The 17,815-nt window shown below is 42.5% G+C and carries 12 protein-coding genes; 7 read left to right on the forward strand and 5 right to left on the reverse strand.

From position 1 onward, the window contains the following. Positions 1–71: 71 nt before the first annotated feature. The 5 genes from R8P61_15515 to R8P61_15535 all read left to right on the forward strand — a co-directional run bounded on the left by R8P61_15515 (position 72) and on the right by R8P61_15535 (position 7,310). On the forward strand, positions 72–3,299 hold the full coding sequence (locus R8P61_15515) for a hypothetical protein (GenBank protein MDW3648473.1): 3,228 nt from the start codon (positions 72–74) through the stop codon (positions 3,297–3,299). 174 nt (positions 3,300–3,473) lie between these two features. After that, entirely contained in the window at positions 3,474–4,241 is a 768-nt protein-coding gene (locus R8P61_15520) for a cyclase family protein (GenBank protein ID MDW3648474.1), read from the forward strand. Between the two features lie 8 nt (positions 4,242–4,249). After that, a complete protein-coding gene (locus tag R8P61_15525) occupies positions 4,250–5,239 on the forward strand; it encodes a hypothetical protein (GenBank protein MDW3648475.1) in 990 nt (329 codons plus the stop codon). A gap of 100 nt (positions 5,240–5,339) precedes the next feature. Beyond that, positions 5,340–6,110, forward strand: coding sequence for a class I SAM-dependent methyltransferase (locus R8P61_15530; protein MDW3648476.1), 771 nt, complete (start codon positions 5,340–5,342; stop codon positions 6,108–6,110). Positions 6,111–6,182: 72 nt separating this feature from the next. Beyond that, positions 6,183–7,310 carry an alpha/beta hydrolase-fold protein gene (locus R8P61_15535; GenBank protein ID MDW3648477.1) on the forward strand — a complete coding sequence of 376 codons (1,128 nt, stop codon included), beginning with the start codon at positions 6,183–6,185 and terminating at the stop codon, positions 7,308–7,310. Positions 7,311–7,328: 18 nt separating this feature from the next. On the opposite strand, the gene R8P61_15540 is transcribed toward R8P61_15535, so the two are convergent. From R8P61_15540 to hisS, 3 genes are all read right to left on the reverse strand, one after another. Continuing rightward, positions 7,329–9,410 carry a M48 family metalloprotease gene (locus R8P61_15540; GenBank protein MDW3648478.1) on the reverse strand — a complete coding sequence of 694 codons (2,082 nt, stop codon included), beginning with the start codon at positions 9,408–9,410 and terminating at the stop codon, positions 7,329–7,331. Positions 9,411–9,532: 122 nt separating this feature from the next. Next, positions 9,533–10,345, reverse strand: a complete 813-nt coding sequence (locus R8P61_15545; protein ID MDW3648479.1) for a hypothetical protein — start codon at positions 10,343–10,345, stop codon at positions 9,533–9,535. 265 nt (positions 10,346–10,610) lie between these two features. Beyond that, positions 10,611–11,969 (reverse strand): histidine--tRNA ligase, encoded by a 1,359-nt coding sequence (gene hisS, locus R8P61_15550; GenBank protein MDW3648480.1) that lies wholly within the window; start codon positions 11,967–11,969, stop codon positions 10,611–10,613. A gap of 139 nt (positions 11,970–12,108) precedes the next feature. Here hisS and R8P61_15555 point away from each other — a divergent pair, with 139 nt between their 5' ends. Together R8P61_15555 and R8P61_15560 are read left to right on the forward strand one after the other, a co-directional pair. After that, on the forward strand, positions 12,109–13,089 hold the full coding sequence (locus R8P61_15555) for an SPFH domain-containing protein (protein MDW3648481.1): 981 nt from the start codon (positions 12,109–12,111) through the stop codon (positions 13,087–13,089). Positions 13,090–13,218: 129 nt separating this feature from the next. Then, the gene (locus R8P61_15560; protein MDW3648482.1) at positions 13,219–14,121 is read left to right on the forward strand and encodes a sugar phosphate nucleotidyltransferase; all 903 of its coding nucleotides are present in this window, start codon (positions 13,219–13,221) and stop codon (positions 14,119–14,121) included. Positions 14,122–14,171: 50 nt separating this feature from the next. On the opposite strand, the gene R8P61_15565 is transcribed toward R8P61_15560, so the two are convergent. Together R8P61_15565 and R8P61_15570 are read right to left on the reverse strand one after the other, a co-directional pair. Then, entirely contained in the window at positions 14,172–15,365 is a 1,194-nt protein-coding gene (locus tag R8P61_15565) for a serine hydrolase (GenBank protein MDW3648483.1), read from the reverse strand. A gap of 6 nt (positions 15,366–15,371) precedes the next feature. Beyond that, the gene (locus R8P61_15570; GenBank protein MDW3648484.1) at positions 15,372–17,759 is read right to left on the reverse strand and encodes a penicillin acylase family protein; all 2,388 of its coding nucleotides are present in this window, start codon (positions 17,757–17,759) and stop codon (positions 15,372–15,374) included. Positions 17,760–17,815 lie beyond the last annotated feature (56 nt).

Here is a 17,815-nt window from a genome sequence, read left to right on the forward strand (position 1 = left end):
TCCGTAATTTCCGAAATCGAATAAAGCAAAGCGCAGAGCTTTGTTATATAAGACGGAAAAAAAGAAGAAACATGTCTAACAAACTATTACACGCTACAAGCCTGCTATTAGGCTTTTTCCTGTTGGTATTCCCAACAGAGTCAATGCAAGCGCAAGAACTCGACATGGACCTGTTCAAGTCCATGAAAGCCCGCAGCATAGGACCCGCGGGTATGAGTGGCAGAATTACTGCTATCGAAGCTGTAAGCAGCAATCCCGAAATTATTTATGCTGGATCCGCCTCCGGAGGCTTATGGAAATCTGAGAGCGGAGGAATTGATTGGGAACCCATCTTTGATGAGGAAAGGGTCGCTTCCATCGGATCGATCTCTATTTTCCAGAAAAATCCTTCCATTGTTTGGGTAGGAACCGGTGAAGGAAATCCCAGAAACAGCCAGACGAGTGGAGCCGGCATCTATCGCAGTTTAGATGGTGGAAAGAGCTGGGACCTCATGGGCCTGGAAAACACACGCAACATTCATCGTGTCATCGTCCATCCGGAAAATCCCGAGATTGTATACGCAGGGGTTCAGGGTTCCGCCTGGGGAGATCATCCAGAAAGAGGAGTTTATAAAACTACTGACGGTGGAGAAAACTGGGAGAAAATTCTCTATACCAATGAGCAGACTGGAGTTGGAGACATGGTTATGGATCCTTCCAATCCCAATAAACTTATCGTAGCTATGTGGCAGTTTTACCGCAAACCCTGGACACTTAAATCAGGGGGAGAGGGATCAGCCATGTATATTACCCATGATGGAGGAAAAAACTGGACGAAAAAAACCGCAGAAGATGGTTTGCCCAAAGGAGAATTAGGAAGAATGGGTTTGGCAATTGCAGCAAGTGATCCCAATCGGGTTTATGCCCTGATCGAATCCAAAAAGAATGCTTTCTATCGCTCGGATGATGGAGGAGTAAGCTGGAGAATGACCAGCAGCAAAGATGAAATTGGTAACCGCCCTTTCTACTACTACGACATTTTCGTAGACCCACAAAATGAAAACCGCATTTACAGCATTCACTCTCGGGTAACCATCAGTGAAGATGGCGGGAAAAACTTTTCATACCTCTTTGACTACAGTGCTGTTCATCCCGACTTTCATGCATTCTATGCCCATCCGGAAAATAGCGATCTGGTCATGCTGGGTAATGATGGGGGAATGGCAATTTCAAGAAATAGAGGAAAGACCTGGAGGTTTATCGAAAATCTACCTTTAGCCCAATACTACCACATCAATATCGACAATGAATATCCCTACAATGTCTATGGGGGAATGCAGGATAATGGTAGCTGGAGAGGTCCCGCCTATACCTGGAGATCTGGAGGTATCAGAAATGGATATTTTGAAGAATTATTTTTCGGAGATGGCTTTGATGTAGTTCCGGATCCCGAACATGCAGATCGTTATGGTTATGCTATGTCACAGGGAGGAAATGTAGGACGTTATGACCTTAAAACAGGAAACACCAGTTTCATCAAGCCTTTGCATCCGGATGGTGAATTTCTTCGCTTCAACTGGAATGCCGGTATTGCTCAGGACCCACATGATCCTGCAACTATCTACTATGGTAGCCAGTATGTCCACAAAAGCACGGATAGAGGAGCAAACTGGGAGATTATTTCGCCCGACCTCACCACCAACGATCCCGAAAAACAAAAGCAATTGCAAAGTGGTGGACTAACCTATGATGTTACGCAGGCAGAGAACCATACCACTATTCTGGCTATTGCTCCAAGTCCTTTGGAAAAAGAAGTGATTTGGGTAGGAACAGATGATGGAAACCTACAGCTCACACAGGATGGAGGAAAAAGCTGGAACAATCTCAATGAAAAGCTGGAAGGCGTTCCCATGGGTAGCTGGATTCCCCAAATCCATCCTTCTACCTACAATGAAGGAGAAGCTTTCGTAGTCGTAAATAATTACCGTAGAAATGATTGGACTCCCTTTCTCTACAAACTGACGAATTATGGTAAAAAAGTAGAACGTATAGTAGGAGAAAATGATGTATGGGGATACTGCCTCAGTTTCGTTCAAGACCCTATTGAACCTAATCTCATGTTCCTCGGAACTGAGTTTGGGCTATATGTAAGTGTAGATGCCGGAAAAAAGTGGACCAAATGGACACATGGATTTCCAACTGTATCTACGATGGATATGAAGATTCACCCACGCGAGCATGACCTGGTGATCGGTACTTTTGGTCGTTCTGCCTTTGTCCTGGATGATATTCGTCCATTGAGAGAAATCGCAACAGAAGGGAAAAAACTCATGGAGAAAGAACTGCATGCTTTTGCACCTCCTACTGCTGTTAAAGCCAATTACCGCCAGGCTACAGGTACTCGTTTTGCGGCTGATGCCATTTATGCTGGTGAAAACAGACGAAGGGGAGCGATGATGAGCTTCTACCTTAATCCCAAAAAAGTTGAAAAGAAAAAGAAAGAAGCAGAGGAAGGAGAGAAAGAAATGGTAGCGACTAGAGGAGGCCGCAGAGGTCCCGCTAAGGACAGTGTAAAAGTCAAAATTTATGATGCCTCCGGAGCCTTGATCCGTACCCTTAGGGTCGTTCCTGATACCGGCGTAAATCGCATGTACTGGGGCATGGATAAAGAAGGCCCCAAGTTCCCAAGCAGAAGACCGGCCAGACCCGGAGGATTTAACTTCAACAGAGGAGGTCAAGCGATTATGCCGGGAACTTATAAAGTCGTAATGAGTTTCAGAGAAAGTATGGACTCTACGCAGATAGAAGTCATCATGGATCCCCGTTCAAATCCTGAAGAGAAAGACAATCTCAAAGCGATGATTGCCTTACAGGAAGAAGGAGCGGCCTACATAAATACCCTGAATACAGCTGTTGAGAAACTGAAGGATGCACAGGCTAGCCTTAAACAGGTCAATGCCATGATGCCAGCTAAAGATGATCAAAGTGATGGGCATAAAGCAGTAGCCAAAGAAGGAAAAGCTATGTCAAAAAGCATCACGGAAATGATGAATGCCGTATTTGGAGAAGATGGGAAACAAGGTATATATCGCGATCCCAATACCATTCTGAATAAGGTAACTACTCCGGGTCGATACCTTCGTTCGACAGCAGCCTCTAAAAATGGCACCCAAAGAACGGCTTTAGACCATGCGAAAAAAGCAGCTACTGAATTTGAGGAAAAAGTAGAAGCTTTTATGAGCAATGAGTGGAAAGCTTTTACAGAAAAAGTAAAAGATCTTCAGTTAAGTCCTTTCAAGGATTCAGCTGAGGTAGAATAAACCTGGCTATCAGCATCCCTGTCATTGCGAGCCCGAATTTCGGGCGAAGCAATCTCCTTAACGCCTAATGATTATTTGTAGCTAAGGGGATTGCTTCGGTTCCCTCGCAATGACAGCTGAAGCTGATATTTATCCCTAAAAACGATCACCCGCATAATAATAACCCACACTAGAATGAAAATCGTCGATCTCTCAAAACCCATACAGTATAATCCGGGTGATCCTTCATTTATGAAGGTAAAGATCAAGCATAAAGCTCACAAAAAAGCAAAATGGCTTCTGAGAGCTTTTGGCCTTCCCTTCAAACTCTTTCCTAAAGGCTTTAAAGGATGGGCAGACGACAGCATTCAGAAAATGGGCGTTCATTCTACTACCCATATAGATGCTCCCTGGCATTATGGTCCGGAATGTGAAGGGAAAAAAGCTAAAACGATCGACCAGATCCCCCTCGAATGGTGCTATGGAGATGGGATTGTGATTGATATGAAAGAGAAGGCCGATTTCGATGCCATTACCATTGAAGACATAAATTCTTTCTTGGAAAAAGAAAGCCTGGTTTTAAAACCCGGGATGATTGTACTTATCAAGACTGGACGAGATCAACACATGGGTACCAAACGCTTTTTTACTCATGGTACAGGCATGAGTGCGGCAGCAACCGAATACCTGATTGATCAGGGAATAAAAGTCATGGGTATCGATCAATGGGGTTGGGACCTCCCCCTCCCCTATTTGATCAAACAGGCAAAAAAAACCAAAAACCGCGAATTGTTCTGGGAAGCACATTTGGTAGGGAGAGATAAAGAATATCTACATATGGAGCAATTGACCAATCTGGATGCCCTGCCTTATACCGGCTTTAAAATAGCTGTATTTCCCTTAAAAATTGTCGGAGCTTCTGCTGCCCCTGCCCGGGTAGTGGCCATCATGGAAGACGTTTAATACTGAATATGAATACCTGGTTTAAACAACTCTGTGGCTTTGAGGAAAAAGATCCTGAAAACCTAAGAGCAAATATTGAGTTGGAGGGCAATATGATGCGTTCCAAAGCAAATGGAAAAAGCATGATCTGGGGAAAATTAGAGTGCCCAAGTCTACAAGAACTCAGACAGACTTCCCGCCTCAGTATGTATAAAGAATCTCTCAGCTTGCGGGAAGAAGTAGGTAATGTGCAGGATTTCCATTTGGACCCTTCACATGCAGCTGCTTTTTTTCAGGCAGCCTCGCAATTCAATTTATTGGAGATGGTTGATCCTCACACTACTCCTGAGGAAGGCATCGGCATCTACGACTATGATAAAACCCAGGGCCCTGCCTGCGCCATCGCTTGTGGGGCAGGAACCATTTACCGCAATTATTTTGTAGAAGTGGATGGGCAAATAGGTCAAAAGGAAGACCGACAAATTGATTGTCTGAAAGAATTGGGAGAAGCATTGGGGAATCTTGAGGAAAGGCTCTGGCGAATGCAAAATGGATATGCACTGATCCGATCTGAAGATGCTCTGGAAGAAATCGATCATAAGATTCGCAGCTCTACGCTTGGAGAAAGAGAAGAACTGAAATCCCGACTCCGCATCGGCTTACAATGGGATACCCAGGTTACGCTCAATGAATCCACTCACTTAGTAAGTCAAGCCTATTGTTCCGCTTTGCCTGTTGCTTACAATCAACTGCCGAAAAAGCATTGGGAAAGCTTTGCCAGACTGGTTCTGGAAGCTTCCTATGAAGCAACTTTACACGCAGCTCTCATCAATTTTCAAAAAACAGGAAACCCCAAGGTCTTCCTTACCCTATTAGGAGGAGGAGCATTTGGGAATGATGCGGATTGGGTATTTGATTCTATTCAAACAGTCTTGGCTCAATTTGCTCAAAGTCCGCTCGAACTTATCATGGTCAGTTATGGGCAAAGCAATCCGCGTATCTCAGAACTGATTTCCTGATCTTCGTATATAGGAAGTAAAGGCAAAACAAGAAATGGAGAATTGAAGCTAGTTTTTCTTTCTCATCTTTTGCTCCTTGTCTTTCATAATCACCCTTCCTATGAATCACTTCGCCTCAGCGGCAATGGCTAAGAGGTATGCGCAAGGCAGACCGTTCTACCATAGCCTCATCCTGAACCATATCCTCAATCATTTAAGCATTGAAAAGAAAATGGGTCGGGCGCTAGATATCGCCTGCGGAACCGGCCTATCGACCCGTATCCTTCCGGATTTAGCAGAAGAGGTTTTCGCTACGGATCTTTCAGAAGAAATGTTGGCATTTGCTAAAAAGAGGGTCGAAGCCAGTTTCTCCCTTTCCCCTGCAGAAAAACAGCCCTTTCCCGCCCATCACTTTGACCTCATTACGGTAAGTTCGGGCGTACATTGGTTTGATATAGACTTGTTTTTGAAAGAAATAAAGCGGCTATTAACAAAAGATGGCTATTTGATCCTGTATGACAATTTCTTTTTAGGCCAAATGAAGGAAGAAGAGAGCTTTAAAGCCTGGACAAAAGAACGATATTTCTCAAGCTTCCCTACCCCGGCAAGAAACCGAAATTATGATTGGTCCAAAGAAAATCTGGCAGCAAGAGGGTTGAAGCTTGAGGTAGAGGATAATATGAAAAACGAATATCCATTCTCTCATCCTGAACTTTGCACCTATCTCAGCACCTTGAGCAACATAAATGCAGCCGCTACTAGTGGAAATTACTCCTTTGAGGAGATTGATGACTGGCTAAAAAAGGAGCTTCTCCAATTTTATCTGACCGATGACGAAAAGAAGCACATATTGTATAGGGCAAACATAAAATATATCAAAAAAATATTTTAAACTTGCGAATATACCGAGAATACAAACATTTGATCAAATACGCATAAACCCCATTTATAACCCAAACAAAACATGAAGCAATCGCGCTTTCTGCTCATTACTGCTCTCCTTATTTTTTCTATTTCCTTATCTGCACAAGTCAACAACCATCATGAGGATCAGGTCTTGTATTCTTCCCATTTAGATGAATATCGTGGCATAAAGATCAGCCTGCCTTCCGATTATGATCAGCATAACAAAAGTTATCCGGTTTTATATGTTTTGGATGGCGAATGGGTTTTTGATTATGCCATCGGATGTGTAGATTTTTTGTCCAATGATATCCTGGGACAAATCCCCAAAATGATTGTGGTTGGCATCCCCAATACGGACCGAAAACGAGACCTATTTGTCAACCTGGAATCCGATGGTTCTTATCATCGTTTTCTCAACTTTATGGAGGATGAATTGATTCCATTTGTTAATAAAAAATTCAGAACTAATGGCTTTGATCTCATATATGGATGGTCTTCCGGATCTGGTATCTGCACTCAATTACTGGCTAGTCGTCCCCAGCTTTTTGATGGCTATATAGAAAGCGGATCAGGAATTGGCAGAAGGACTGAAGCATTTTTATACCAAGAGCTTGTAAAGCAGAATTATGACAATACCTACCTCTATGTAAGCACAGAAGGAAAGAGCCCTATCAGAGTGGAAGGTGTAAGGCGATATTCCATGGTACTGGACTCTCTCAAACCCGAGGGGCTACATTACAAATTTGAAGTATTGGATAAATTGGCGCATCTGGATGTTCTTTCTCAGGGCCTTTATGCAGGTTTGAAATACATTTTTTCTTCCTTTCAGGTGCCGGAGGAAACCGTGCTGGAAGGAACAGCTGCTATCCAATCTTATTTCACCCAACTAAATAAAGCCTATGCTTTCGAGCTGGAGATTCCCGTCGGAATCTTCACAGAATCAGCTTCCATCCTGGAACAAAATGATCAGCTGGAAGAAGCCATAAAACTTTTGCAACTGGGCATAGCTACTTACCCTGAATCTCCAAATTTGGCAGGAAGCCTGGGAGAATTGTACGAACAAAAACAGATGCTTCCAGCGGCAAGAACCTATTATCAAAAGGCCATGGATCTATCCAAAAGAAATCAGATTCTTCTCTTCAAATACCAAACGCTCTTTCAACAAATCAAAGATGCAGATGGATAGATCCAGGGAGTACTATGTTTATTTCAGGGAAAGCTGATATGCTAAAAATTCTTTTTTCATCTTAAATGAAACCACCTGATTTACTTCGACAAATTTACTGAGCGTATTGATGAGAAAATTGAATTGATCTTCATTGAAGGCTTCATAGGCAAAATAGTTTAGACTGGATTTCTCGTATTTAGAAAACCAATCCAGCTCTTCTTCTGAAAGATGCTTTCTCAGCTTCTCATATTCCAGGTATTCTCTCACTGCCTTTTTTAAGCGCAATTCCTCGTATTTTAGCTTTTGGTCTATTTGTCGTGCTTCGTCCAGGTCAAGAACTCCTATAAATATTGGATGTATAATCTCCATGAATTTGGCATATAGGCTAATATTTTGACTAGCCCGCCCCAATTGTTCCTGCACATCTTTGTAATTCTGTTGGTAGTTTTCCTTTTCAGCTTTCTTTTGGGCCTGACTCGAAAAATACTGGTAGGATTCGCGATCAATCCTAGCCGTTTCAGCCGTCTGCTTGTCGATTTCCCCATCTATGATTGCGATAATCTTGTTCACCTCTTTTCGCTTATACTTCTGCCCATCATAATCAAAGGATTTTACCTTGATTTCTTTATTCTTTATCTGTACCAGGGTTTGTTTATCCTGGTGAAGATAACCGTTGTCCATGAGGGCAAGAATGCGGTCTTTGTGGTAAATCTCTTCAAAGCTTTTCAGGGATTCCTTTACCGGGCTTTTATCGAGCCCAATATCCAGGGGGAAATAATTATCGTAAAAGCCATGGTAAGCTTCAGGAAAGGAATATTCTTTATGATCTGCTTCCAGTTTTTGCTCAAAATCAGCTTGAGTAAGGTTCTGGACTGAAACTTCTGGCCCAAACTCTACTCCTGCATACATCAACTCAGTAAATTTCTTTTGTGTCTCCTCCGGGTTCTTAAAAAGTGTCCACACACTATCTTCTACTGCTTTAGTCGGGATATTATAGGCCTCCAAATGAGAGACCCGATCTTCATAGCTGGGGTGTGAAGCCCATTGGTCTTCCACACTAACTTTAGAATAATCAAGCTTTTTGAAACTTTGCTCATTAGCCTGAATAAATGAGTCTTTGATTTCAAACTTATTCTCTTCTGCGAAATTCCGTTGAACTAAGGCAAAATTGTCATAGATATTCTCAGGCTTATATCCCTGGGCCAACCATCCATTGTATTTCTCAATTAAAAAATTGTAGCAAATGCTGGCAATTTGTACCCTTTGCAAAGCCGGACCCATGTGATTGGAGCCAGTAACTTTAGCAGAGATTGCATCGGCATGAAACTCCATTTGCCGAGACAAACTCATATAGGACTTATTTACAAGGGTGTAAACCTTTTGCAGGATTTTTTGAATCAGTCCCACCACCGCATAAGTGATCGCACTGGTAATCGCAAAGTAGCCGCCATCTTTTCCCATGCTGTCCAGGTTCCGTTCAAAGTCATCATTCTCAAACAACATATTGTAAATCACCTGATTCACATTGTAGATATAACTTCCCAGCTTCATACTTTTTTGGGAGAAATGCCCAAATTCATGTGCAAGGATGGCTTTAAATTCTGTCAGATTAACAGCTGCTACAACTCCAAGGCCTATGTTGAGATTCTTCTTTACCGGAAAAAACATACTCCAGAAGCTGGAATCATAAAAGACACTGGCATTTACCTGATTGGAAAGGTAAATCCGCTTGGGTTTTGGGGAATCAGTTTCTTCGTTTACCTTCTCTATGAAAGCGAATAAGTCTGGTTCTTCAGATCTTTTTATCTCCACCATTCCCGAACGGTCGGCTTTCTTTGAAGAAAATATAAATTTGATCAGGAAATACAGAACCATTAAGCCCGCCAGAACCATCGCCAAACCTAGCATCAGGGTAATGAAGCGAGGCACAGCACTGACCATCATTACCCCCAGATATCCTAATAAAATTGCTAAGCCAATGGCAGCAGTCATTAAGACTACATAGGTGAACAGGAAAAGGATAATAGAGAGGAAGACCTTGAAGGCCTCTTTTCTGAAGTTGGGATTTACTTCGCCAAGGGTTTCTGGCACCTGAGCCGGTTTCAGAGGATAATTCATGATTGTGTTAAATTCTTAGGATTGATTGTGTTTTCTAATGGAAAGCAAATAAACATTTATCCTATAAAGAGCAAAATCACAATAAGGCATTGCATTTCATCCCATAACAAGAGAAAACCCACTTACCTGATCGGAAGGCTAAAGCCTACTACAGGAATAGGAATCGGGAACCAATACTTACTGTTTCTCCTTTGAAATCGCGCCTGTCCGCTGCTTCGATCAACAATTGTATACGTATAGGTATTATACAGACTTGAAACTCCCAGATCCAGATTACCTTTCCAGCTGTAAATCCTCAATGCCAGAGAAAAAACAAAATGCCTATCAATATTTTTTCCTCCTGATTCTCTGGAACCATTTATACGGACATACGGACCTTCAAAGCTTTGCTGTAAAAAATAATTCTCACTGATCAGGTCCAGCTTCCTGTTTAGTTGCAGCTTTCCGCTCAACATCAGAAAAGAGGGATGGTATTCACTTTCGATGGGTGTACCGAAGGCTATACTGACATTGTTCATGCTGTTTCCGAAGGTCGCTATTCCATATGGAGATACAAATCCCGAACGATTATAGGCATCTGTGCTTAATATTCCTCCTACAAATACCCCGCCTCCCAGATGAAAATTTTCATGAAAGGAATACCCATACTTCACATTGGCAAAGGAGATCAGGCCTCCTTCGCCCAACAAAATGAGGAAAGAAGATAGAAGTAATTCAACGCCTACATCCACAGAGACATTATTGGAAATACCCAGATGTAATGAATTTAGCGTTATTCCATTATTGCGATATCTGATTTCTCCTTTTTCCATGGGAATCGCAGAGGGTCCAAAGAGATACTGATCCGGCATAAAGTTTTGTGCATGTACAGGAGATTTCCCAGTCAAACAAAAGAGTAAAAGGAAAAATGTGGGGATTACAAATTGAGTCTTCATATGTAGAAATATTATTTATCAGCTAGAGGTGACAAATACGACTTCCACATGCAGAGCTCCTCAAGGATTTATACAGGCAGATGGCTAAGAATAAGAAATTGTGCAAAAATGAGAGAATTCTTCAGGAGAAATACGGATGTATACTAAATGGATATACCTAATCTATCTGATTGGCTGAATTCAGGAAAATTTATTGAGGGAGAAACAAAAAGCTGCCATTTCCTTTTCGAAGGAAATGGCAGCTATATTTTCTGAAGTCAATAAATCAGTTCGCCAGAAGCCTAACGATTTCTTCGACCATTAATGAGCTTTGTTCTCCGCTACCCATATTCTTGATCTGATACTTTCCACTTTCCAATTCCTGCGAACCAATCATAATGGTATAGGCGATTCCTTTTTTATCCGCATAGGAAAACTGCTTTTTCAGCTTGGCTTTTTCGGGATAGTACTCTACGGCTATCTGAGACTTCCTCAATTGATTGAGCAATTGGAGAGAGGCAGCACGGCTTTCTTCTCCAAAATTGATGATAAGTGCTTTGGCCGAAAGAGAAGGCATGTCTTCAAAGAGTCCCAGTTCTTCCATAACCAGGTAAATGCGATCCGCTCCGAAGGAGATTCCAACCCCTGATAAACCAGGCCTTCCAAATACTCCGGTAAGATTTGCATAGCGACCTCCTCCTCCAATACTCCCGACTTTCACTCCATTGGCTTTTACTTCATATATGGTCCCGGTATAATAGGTCAGGCCTCTTGCGAGCAGCAGATTGAACTCTACGGTAGCATTATAGGATTCGAAATAGGAATAGGTATCCAATACCTCTCTCATTTCTTTTACCCCCAGACTTCCTTCCTCTGAGTCAGCTAGTTCTTTCTCGAGAAAGTCCAGTTTTTCCTGATTAGTCCCACTAAAAGAAATCAGCTTGAAAAGCTTATCTGCAGCATCGCCTGGAATTCCTCTTTCGCCCAATTCTTTCCTTACTCCTTCTTCTCCAATCTTATCCAATTTATCAATGGCCACACACATATCTGTGAATTTGTCCGACTGTCCAATGACATCGGCAAAGCCTGCCAGGATTTTGCGATTATTGACCAGGATGGTAAAATCCTTGATCCCCAGATTGCTCAGGGCCTCATCATAAATGCAGATATATTCTGCCTCGTAGATCAGAGAATCTGAACCAACTACATCAGCATCGCATTGGGTAAATTCCCGATAGCGACCTTTCTGTGGACGATCAGCTCTCCAAACCGGCTGTATCTGGTATCTTTTGAAGGGCAAAGAGATTTCATTCTGATGCATTACAACAAATCGCGCGAAGGGCACGGTCAAATCATAGCGCAGAGCTTTCTCTGCGATCTGAAAACTGAGTTTACGGGCATCCTCGAGCTCCGTGGCTTTATTCAGGAAATCTCCTGAATTGAGGATTTTGAAGATCAATCGATCTCCTTCTTCTCCGTATTTTCCTGTCAATACGGAAAGCTTTTCCATAGAAGGTGTTTCTATGGGAGCATAGGCGTATTTTCTGAAAACATCGCGAATCGTATTAAAGATAAATTCTCTTCGCAAGCTTACCTCCGGCAGGAAATCTCGGGTTCCTTTAGGTATAGAGGGTTTATTTGACATAATTTCTTGTAATGGGGCGCAATTTAGTATAAATTTCTAAAGCATTTGGAGCATTTTTCCATGCTTTTCTTCAAGATTTTGGACTTTTTCTTTTTTTCAGAGTCTTTCGATAAATGAGCTAAACAAATAATCAACAGATATGGAACCAATAATAGGACTCGCAATTGCAGCACTCGGTGGACTCGCGGTAGTCAAGAGTGGCTGGGTAGTCGTAAAGCAACAACAAGCAGCCGTCATTCAACGATTAGGGAAATTCCAGCGAGTTGCCCCCGCAGGACTACAATTCAAAATACCATTCATTGATGTGGTAGCTGGCAGAATGAGTCTGAAAGTCCAGCAATTGGATGTACCGGTTGAGACGAAAACTTTGGACGATGTTTTTGTTCATCTTAAGGTTTCTGTCCAATACCAGGTCGTCAAGAGTAACATATACAATGCCTTCTACGAATTGGAAGATCCACAAACGCAGATCACCGCATACGTATTTGACGTTGTACGTGCAGAGGTGCCTAAAATGAAGCTTGATGAGGTATTTGCCCGTAAGGACGATATCGCTATCGCTATCAAGGCCGAACTCAACGAAGCTATGGAGAATTACGGATACGGAATTGTCAAAGCTTTGGTTACAGATATTGATCCTGATCCACAGGTAAAGATTTCGATGAACCGTATCAATGCGGCTGAGCGTGAAAAAGTAGCTGCTCAATATGAGGCAGATGCAGAGCGTATCAAAATTGTAGCAATTGCACAGGCAGAAGCCGAAAGTAAGAAGCTACAAGGTCAAGGTATCGCGGATCAGCGCCGTGAGATCGCCAAAGGTCTGGAAGATTCTGTAGAGGCCCTAAACAAAGTAGGCATCAACTCTCAGGAAGCCTCCGCTTTGATTGTTGTTACTCAGCACTACGATACCCTGCAAGCCATGGGTAGTAGCAATAAGAGTAACCTCATCCTGCTGCCAAACTCACCCTCAAATGCCAGTGATATGATGAATCAAATGATTACTTCATTCTCTGCTGCAAGTATGATGGGAGATGAGTTGAAAGCAGCCGGTAACGAAAAACGAAAAATCAGAAGTCATAAACCCAATGAACCTAACTTTGGGAACTTACTAGAAGAATAAAGGGTTCACACCATATTATACACCTAACGAGGCGTGAGGAATTCATTTTCTCACGCCCTTTTTATTTATGAAAAAGACTTGCATAGCTGCTTTTTTGGTGGCAGTTTCGCGCTAGGAAATCAATAAAACATGAAACCTACCTTAGTTATACTTGCTGCGGGAATGGGAAGTCGCTACGGCGGCTTAAAACAAATAGATGGTGTGGGACCCAATGGAGAAGCCATCATTGAATATTCTATATACGATGCCATAGAGGCAGGCTTTGGGAAAGTTGTTTTCATCATCCGTGAAGACATAGCGGAAGCATTCAAAAATTACTTTGGAAACAAATTTGAAGGCAAAATTGAAGTCGATTATGTATTCCAGGAGTTGTACAAACTTCCTGAGGGTCTAGATTTGCCTTCACAACGTCAGAAACCCTGGGGAACTGGCCATGCCATGCTTATGGCGAAAGATGCCGTAAAGGAGCCCTTCGCCATCATCAATGCAGATGATTTTTATGGCAGGGATGCGTATAAAGTCATAGCCGAATTCTTCAAGGATCAGGACATCAATAGCAAGGAATACTGTATCGTAGGCTACCACTTGAATAAAACCCTGTCAGATTTTGGATCCGTATCACGAGGAGTTTGTGTGAGCACGGATGAAGGCTATCTGGCCTCTGTAACAGAAAGAACCTCCATCGAGCGCAAAGAAGGAAAAATCTTCTTTTCTGATAATGGTGAGGATGTAGAATTAGAGGAAGAGACACTCGTCTCTATGAATTTCTGGGGCTTCTCCCCTACTGTATTCGATTATACAGAATCCTATTTCGTTGATTTTTTCAAAGAAAAAGGACAGGAGCTAAAGTCGGAGTTCTACATTCCCTTGATTGCGACTAAAATGATCGAATCAGGAGCAGGCAAACTAAAAGTACTCAGTTCTGATGCACAGTGGTTTGGCGTAACGTATCGGGAAGATAAGGAACATGTGATGGGTGAAATTGCCAAATTGATCGAAGCAGATGTTTACCCGGAAAATCTTTGGGCCTAACACACTTTAAACATATAGCCGGCGAGTCTGAATATCAGGCTCGCCTTTTTTTATAGAATCCCTTCCTCAACCAAAATATCAGCGATCTGATCCACCTTCCGGAAAGATTGGCCGTCTCCGAAATTGGCGAGGCAAATGATGGCTACTTCTTCTTCCAGGAAATATTTAATCTGGCTGCTGATGCCCCAATCTCCCCCGTCCCAGGCAGCTATGGGTTTGCCATTAAAGTCTCCGATGTATAAGCCAAAGGCCTGGTTATTTCTTCCATGGGGAAAGGCTTCTGTCCGATGTATGAGATCATAAAAGCTTTGACCCCCAAAGCTCTTCGTATGGAAATTGATGCACCATTTCGAGAGGTCCTCTATGGTCGTCATTACCCCACTTCCTCCATAGTGCGGAGATATACGAGGATGCTGAATGAAGTCTCCCTTTTCTCCTACATATACTCCACTCTCTCGATAGCCCTCTATATTCTCCTTTGTCTTGAAATTATAGGGAACTACTCTATCGGGGATGATTTGGGTAATGTCTGTATGAATCAGGCTGTTATTCATAGCCAGGGGTTCAAATAGCCTTTCTTCCATAAATTGATCAAAGGGCATAGCACTGACTTTTTCTACAATCTTCGTCAGGAGCATCCAGTTCACATTGGAATAGTCCCATTTTTCACCTGGAGTAAATTGAAGCTTTTCTTCTGCCAAAACTACTTCGATGCAATCATCAATATCAAAATGTAATAAGGTGTTCCAGGATTGCCCATCTGGCCTATCGAGTCGGTAATAATCTGTAATTCCGCTGCAATTGTAAATGAGGTGTTTGATCTGGATATCTTCCGGATACTTTTTCAATTCCGGGATAAAATCCTTTGCAGACATCTCCAAATCCAGCTTTTCCTCCATAATAAGAAGAGCAATGGCTGCTCCCGTAAATTGCTTGGAAACCGAGGCTATGCTAAATACAGAATGCGTACCTATGGGAATCTGATAATCCAGATTTGCGCTGCCATATCCTTTTCCATACAAAAGTTCCTTTCCTTTTACTACTCCTATGGCATAGCCTGGGCTTGCAATTTTTTCATATTCCTTAAAAAGCTCGTCTATCCTTTTCTGGACCTTTTCATCCAGCTTTGACTGATTTTCTTCCCTTTTTTCCTGCCCCAGCAATTTCTGCATAGACCAATAGCCAAAAGGGATTCCGATTAGTAAAAAAACAAATAGTAGAATTCGGGAAGTAGCGGTTTTCATCCTGCATTATTTAGGTATAAGGACTCGATGTTCTTTCGAATGTTGCAAAACCTTCTCCTTTGAATAGTGCACGGGGAAAAATTGATTTGTTGCCCAAAGTTCAAATAAGTTCTTGTAGAAAGGACTACGTATGTCGCCGGATTGGCCGGGAGAATTCATACCCAGACAATTATCCCAGTTTTCTGTATCCACAATGAAGCGGAAAGATGCTCCCGAGCGCTGATTCAGGCCATTGCTGGTATTGTTGACGGTCAAACCGTAGCCTCCACGGGGATAAGGCCCCGCTTCAAAAATAGAGCGCAGTGAATCATTGACTGCCGCACTCAGCGGATGGAAAATTTGCACATGTTTATTCTTCTCCTGTCCATACTGCCACTTGCTCTGATCTTTCCCCAGTCTTTTCTCCAAAGTTTCCAAAGCTGTTGAGAGGCTTTTCCTCAGTACTTCCTCCCTATCAGCTTCATAAAGCACCCAATCTATAGCAAGCTTCATTTGAGGATAATAGAGACTTTCTCCATGAAAATTTAGCAGAGCTGGAGGCACTTTGGCCACCACATAACTTCTCCGAATAGCACTTTCCCATTCCACATAAATAGAAGCTGTAATAGAACCCGGTTCTAAGAGATAATCCCAATCCAGCAGAGCCGCTTTGGCAGCCTTCAGTTTTTCATCTTTCAATTCAATGTTCTTTAACATAGGGACAAGCATTCTGGCTGGAATGGAGAGATAATCTGTTTGATAATCAGCCATATCCGTCATGCTATGTTTTCTGCCTCTGTCAATCAATTCTGCTAAGCGATCGCCTCTGTACGTATCACCCCAACTATATCCTACTGCATCCCAATATTCATAGTCCTTGGGAGTTACATCTTCATTGGCGGTAATGATGTATCCATTTTCGGGATTATAAATATGGGCTTTGGCTTTGATAGGTAAATAACCATCCCATTCAAATCGGCCATCTCCCGGTACCGGTACCATTCCACTAAAGTTTCGGCGGATCGGGGCAATTCCTACTGCCTGCCATCCAATATTTCCTTCGCGATCTGCCCAAATCATATTCTCTCCCGGGATATGGCTATAGTTACATGCCTCCCGAAACTCCTCCCAGTTTTTGGCCTGATCCATACGCAAACTGGCCAAATAAGGAGAACCACCCACTTCCAACCAGGCACAACGAATCGCATAGGCTTTATTTCTTTTTTCATCCACAAAAGGAACTGGACCATGTACGGTATACCTATATTCGACCTTTTCTGGCTTTTGTCCTTTCACCTTTATCTCATCCTCAATGATATGCATATCCAACCATTGCCCTTTGTGCCAGTATTGATTCTTGTTTTTGGGATTGATATCATATACATACATATCTTCTCCATCCGTACGATACACCGTTAGTCCCCATGCACCATACTCATTATGTCCAATAGAAATGCCAGGGATTTCGGGTTCTCCTCCTCCAATGACATTCCATCCGGGAGCTACCAAATGAGACATATAGCGAAGAGAAGGAGCTGCCAGTGTTCTATGAGGATCATTGGCCATTATAGGATAACCGCTTTGGGTTCTGCTTCCATCCACTACCCAATTATTACTGCCAATACTTTCCAACTCTTCCTGAAGGAGGGCTTTCCTTTCTTTTTCCTGTATTTCCGCTATATACCTAAAGGCATCTTCCTCATTTCTCACTTCGGCAATCAGGTCCTCAGGTTGAAAGATGACAGGTCTTCGGTAAGCATCATAGAGTTCGAGGATATTTTCGGAAAGCATTTCCAGGCTAATGGATTCATCCATATTCAGTAGAGGGTCTTTCGGATGAAACCAATTGATCTCCCGAACTTTTTCTTCCGATGCAAGTCGAAGCATCAAACCATTTGCCCATTCCTGCCCAATATTTCCCAATAAGCCCTGATGACGGGAAATAACAACAGCTGGCGTCCATTTTTGGGGTTTGATTCCCAGAAGAGAAAACTCCAAAGGGAGAAGATCAGGATTTCCTTCTGTTTCTTCAATATAGGCATTGACTCCTTTGACAAAAGATTCAATGATCAGTTTTCCCCTGTCATGGTAGTAGTTCATTTCCTGATCCATATCTCCCCGAAACATGAATAGTCGAGTCCCTATGTCTCGCTTCAATTCTCTTGGCCCTAAAATTTCTGCGACTGTTCCCGTCGCCTGCCTGCGCCAGACTTCAAATTGAAACAATCGATCCCGGGCAGCATTATAGCCTTGCGCAAAAAAGAGGTCTGCTTCATTATCTGCATAGATGTGGGAAATCCCGTATTCATCTGTATAGATATTTACCTCGGCCTGAAGTCCATCGAGTTTTTGGGATTGTGAAAAGAGGAAAGAAAAAGCCCATAGGCTTATGAGAGTAGTAAGTAGTTTTTTCATCTTGATAGTCTTAGAGAAATGAATCTACAAAATTGTAGTCCCTAATTCCATCAGGT

The sequence above is a fragment of the Bacteroidia bacterium genome, assembly GCA_033391075.1.
Classification (GTDB): Bacteria; Bacteroidota; Bacteroidia; order J057; family J057; genus JAWPMV01.

What these genes read in the sequence shown, in the direction of transcription:
- R8P61_15555 (MDW3648481.1), top strand. Translation starts at nt 12,109, where the DNA reads ATGGAACCAATAATAGGACTCGCAATTGCAGCACTCGGTGGACTCGCG.
- R8P61_15560 (MDW3648482.1), top strand. Translation starts at nt 13,219, where the DNA reads ATGAAACCTACCTTAGTTATACTTGCTGCGGGAATGGGAAGTCGCTAC.
- R8P61_15545 (MDW3648479.1), bottom strand. Translation starts at nt 10,345, where the DNA reads ATGAAGACTCAATTTGTAATCCCCACATTTTTCCTTTTACTCTTTTGT.
- hisS (MDW3648480.1), bottom strand. Translation starts at nt 11,969, where the DNA reads ATGTCAAATAAACCCTCTATACCTAAAGGAACCCGAGATTTCCTGCCG.
- R8P61_15565 (MDW3648483.1), bottom strand. Translation starts at nt 15,365, where the DNA reads ATGAAAACCGCTACTTCCCGAATTCTACTATTTGTTTTTTTACTAATC.
- R8P61_15515 (MDW3648473.1), top strand. Translation starts at nt 72, where the DNA reads ATGTCTAACAAACTATTACACGCTACAAGCCTGCTATTAGGCTTTTTC.
- R8P61_15570 (MDW3648484.1), bottom strand. Translation starts at nt 17,759, where the DNA reads ATGAAAAAACTACTTACTACTCTCATAAGCCTATGGGCTTTTTCTTTC.
- R8P61_15535 (MDW3648477.1), top strand. Translation starts at nt 6,183, where the DNA reads ATGAAGCAATCGCGCTTTCTGCTCATTACTGCTCTCCTTATTTTTTCT.
- R8P61_15520 (MDW3648474.1), top strand. Translation starts at nt 3,474, where the DNA reads ATGAAAATCGTCGATCTCTCAAAACCCATACAGTATAATCCGGGTGAT.
- R8P61_15530 (MDW3648476.1), top strand. Translation starts at nt 5,340, where the DNA reads ATGAATCACTTCGCCTCAGCGGCAATGGCTAAGAGGTATGCGCAAGGC.
- R8P61_15540 (MDW3648478.1), bottom strand. Translation starts at nt 9,410, where the DNA reads ATGAATTATCCTCTGAAACCGGCTCAGGTGCCAGAAACCCTTGGCGAA.
- R8P61_15525 (MDW3648475.1), top strand. Translation starts at nt 4,250, where the DNA reads ATGAATACCTGGTTTAAACAACTCTGTGGCTTTGAGGAAAAAGATCCT.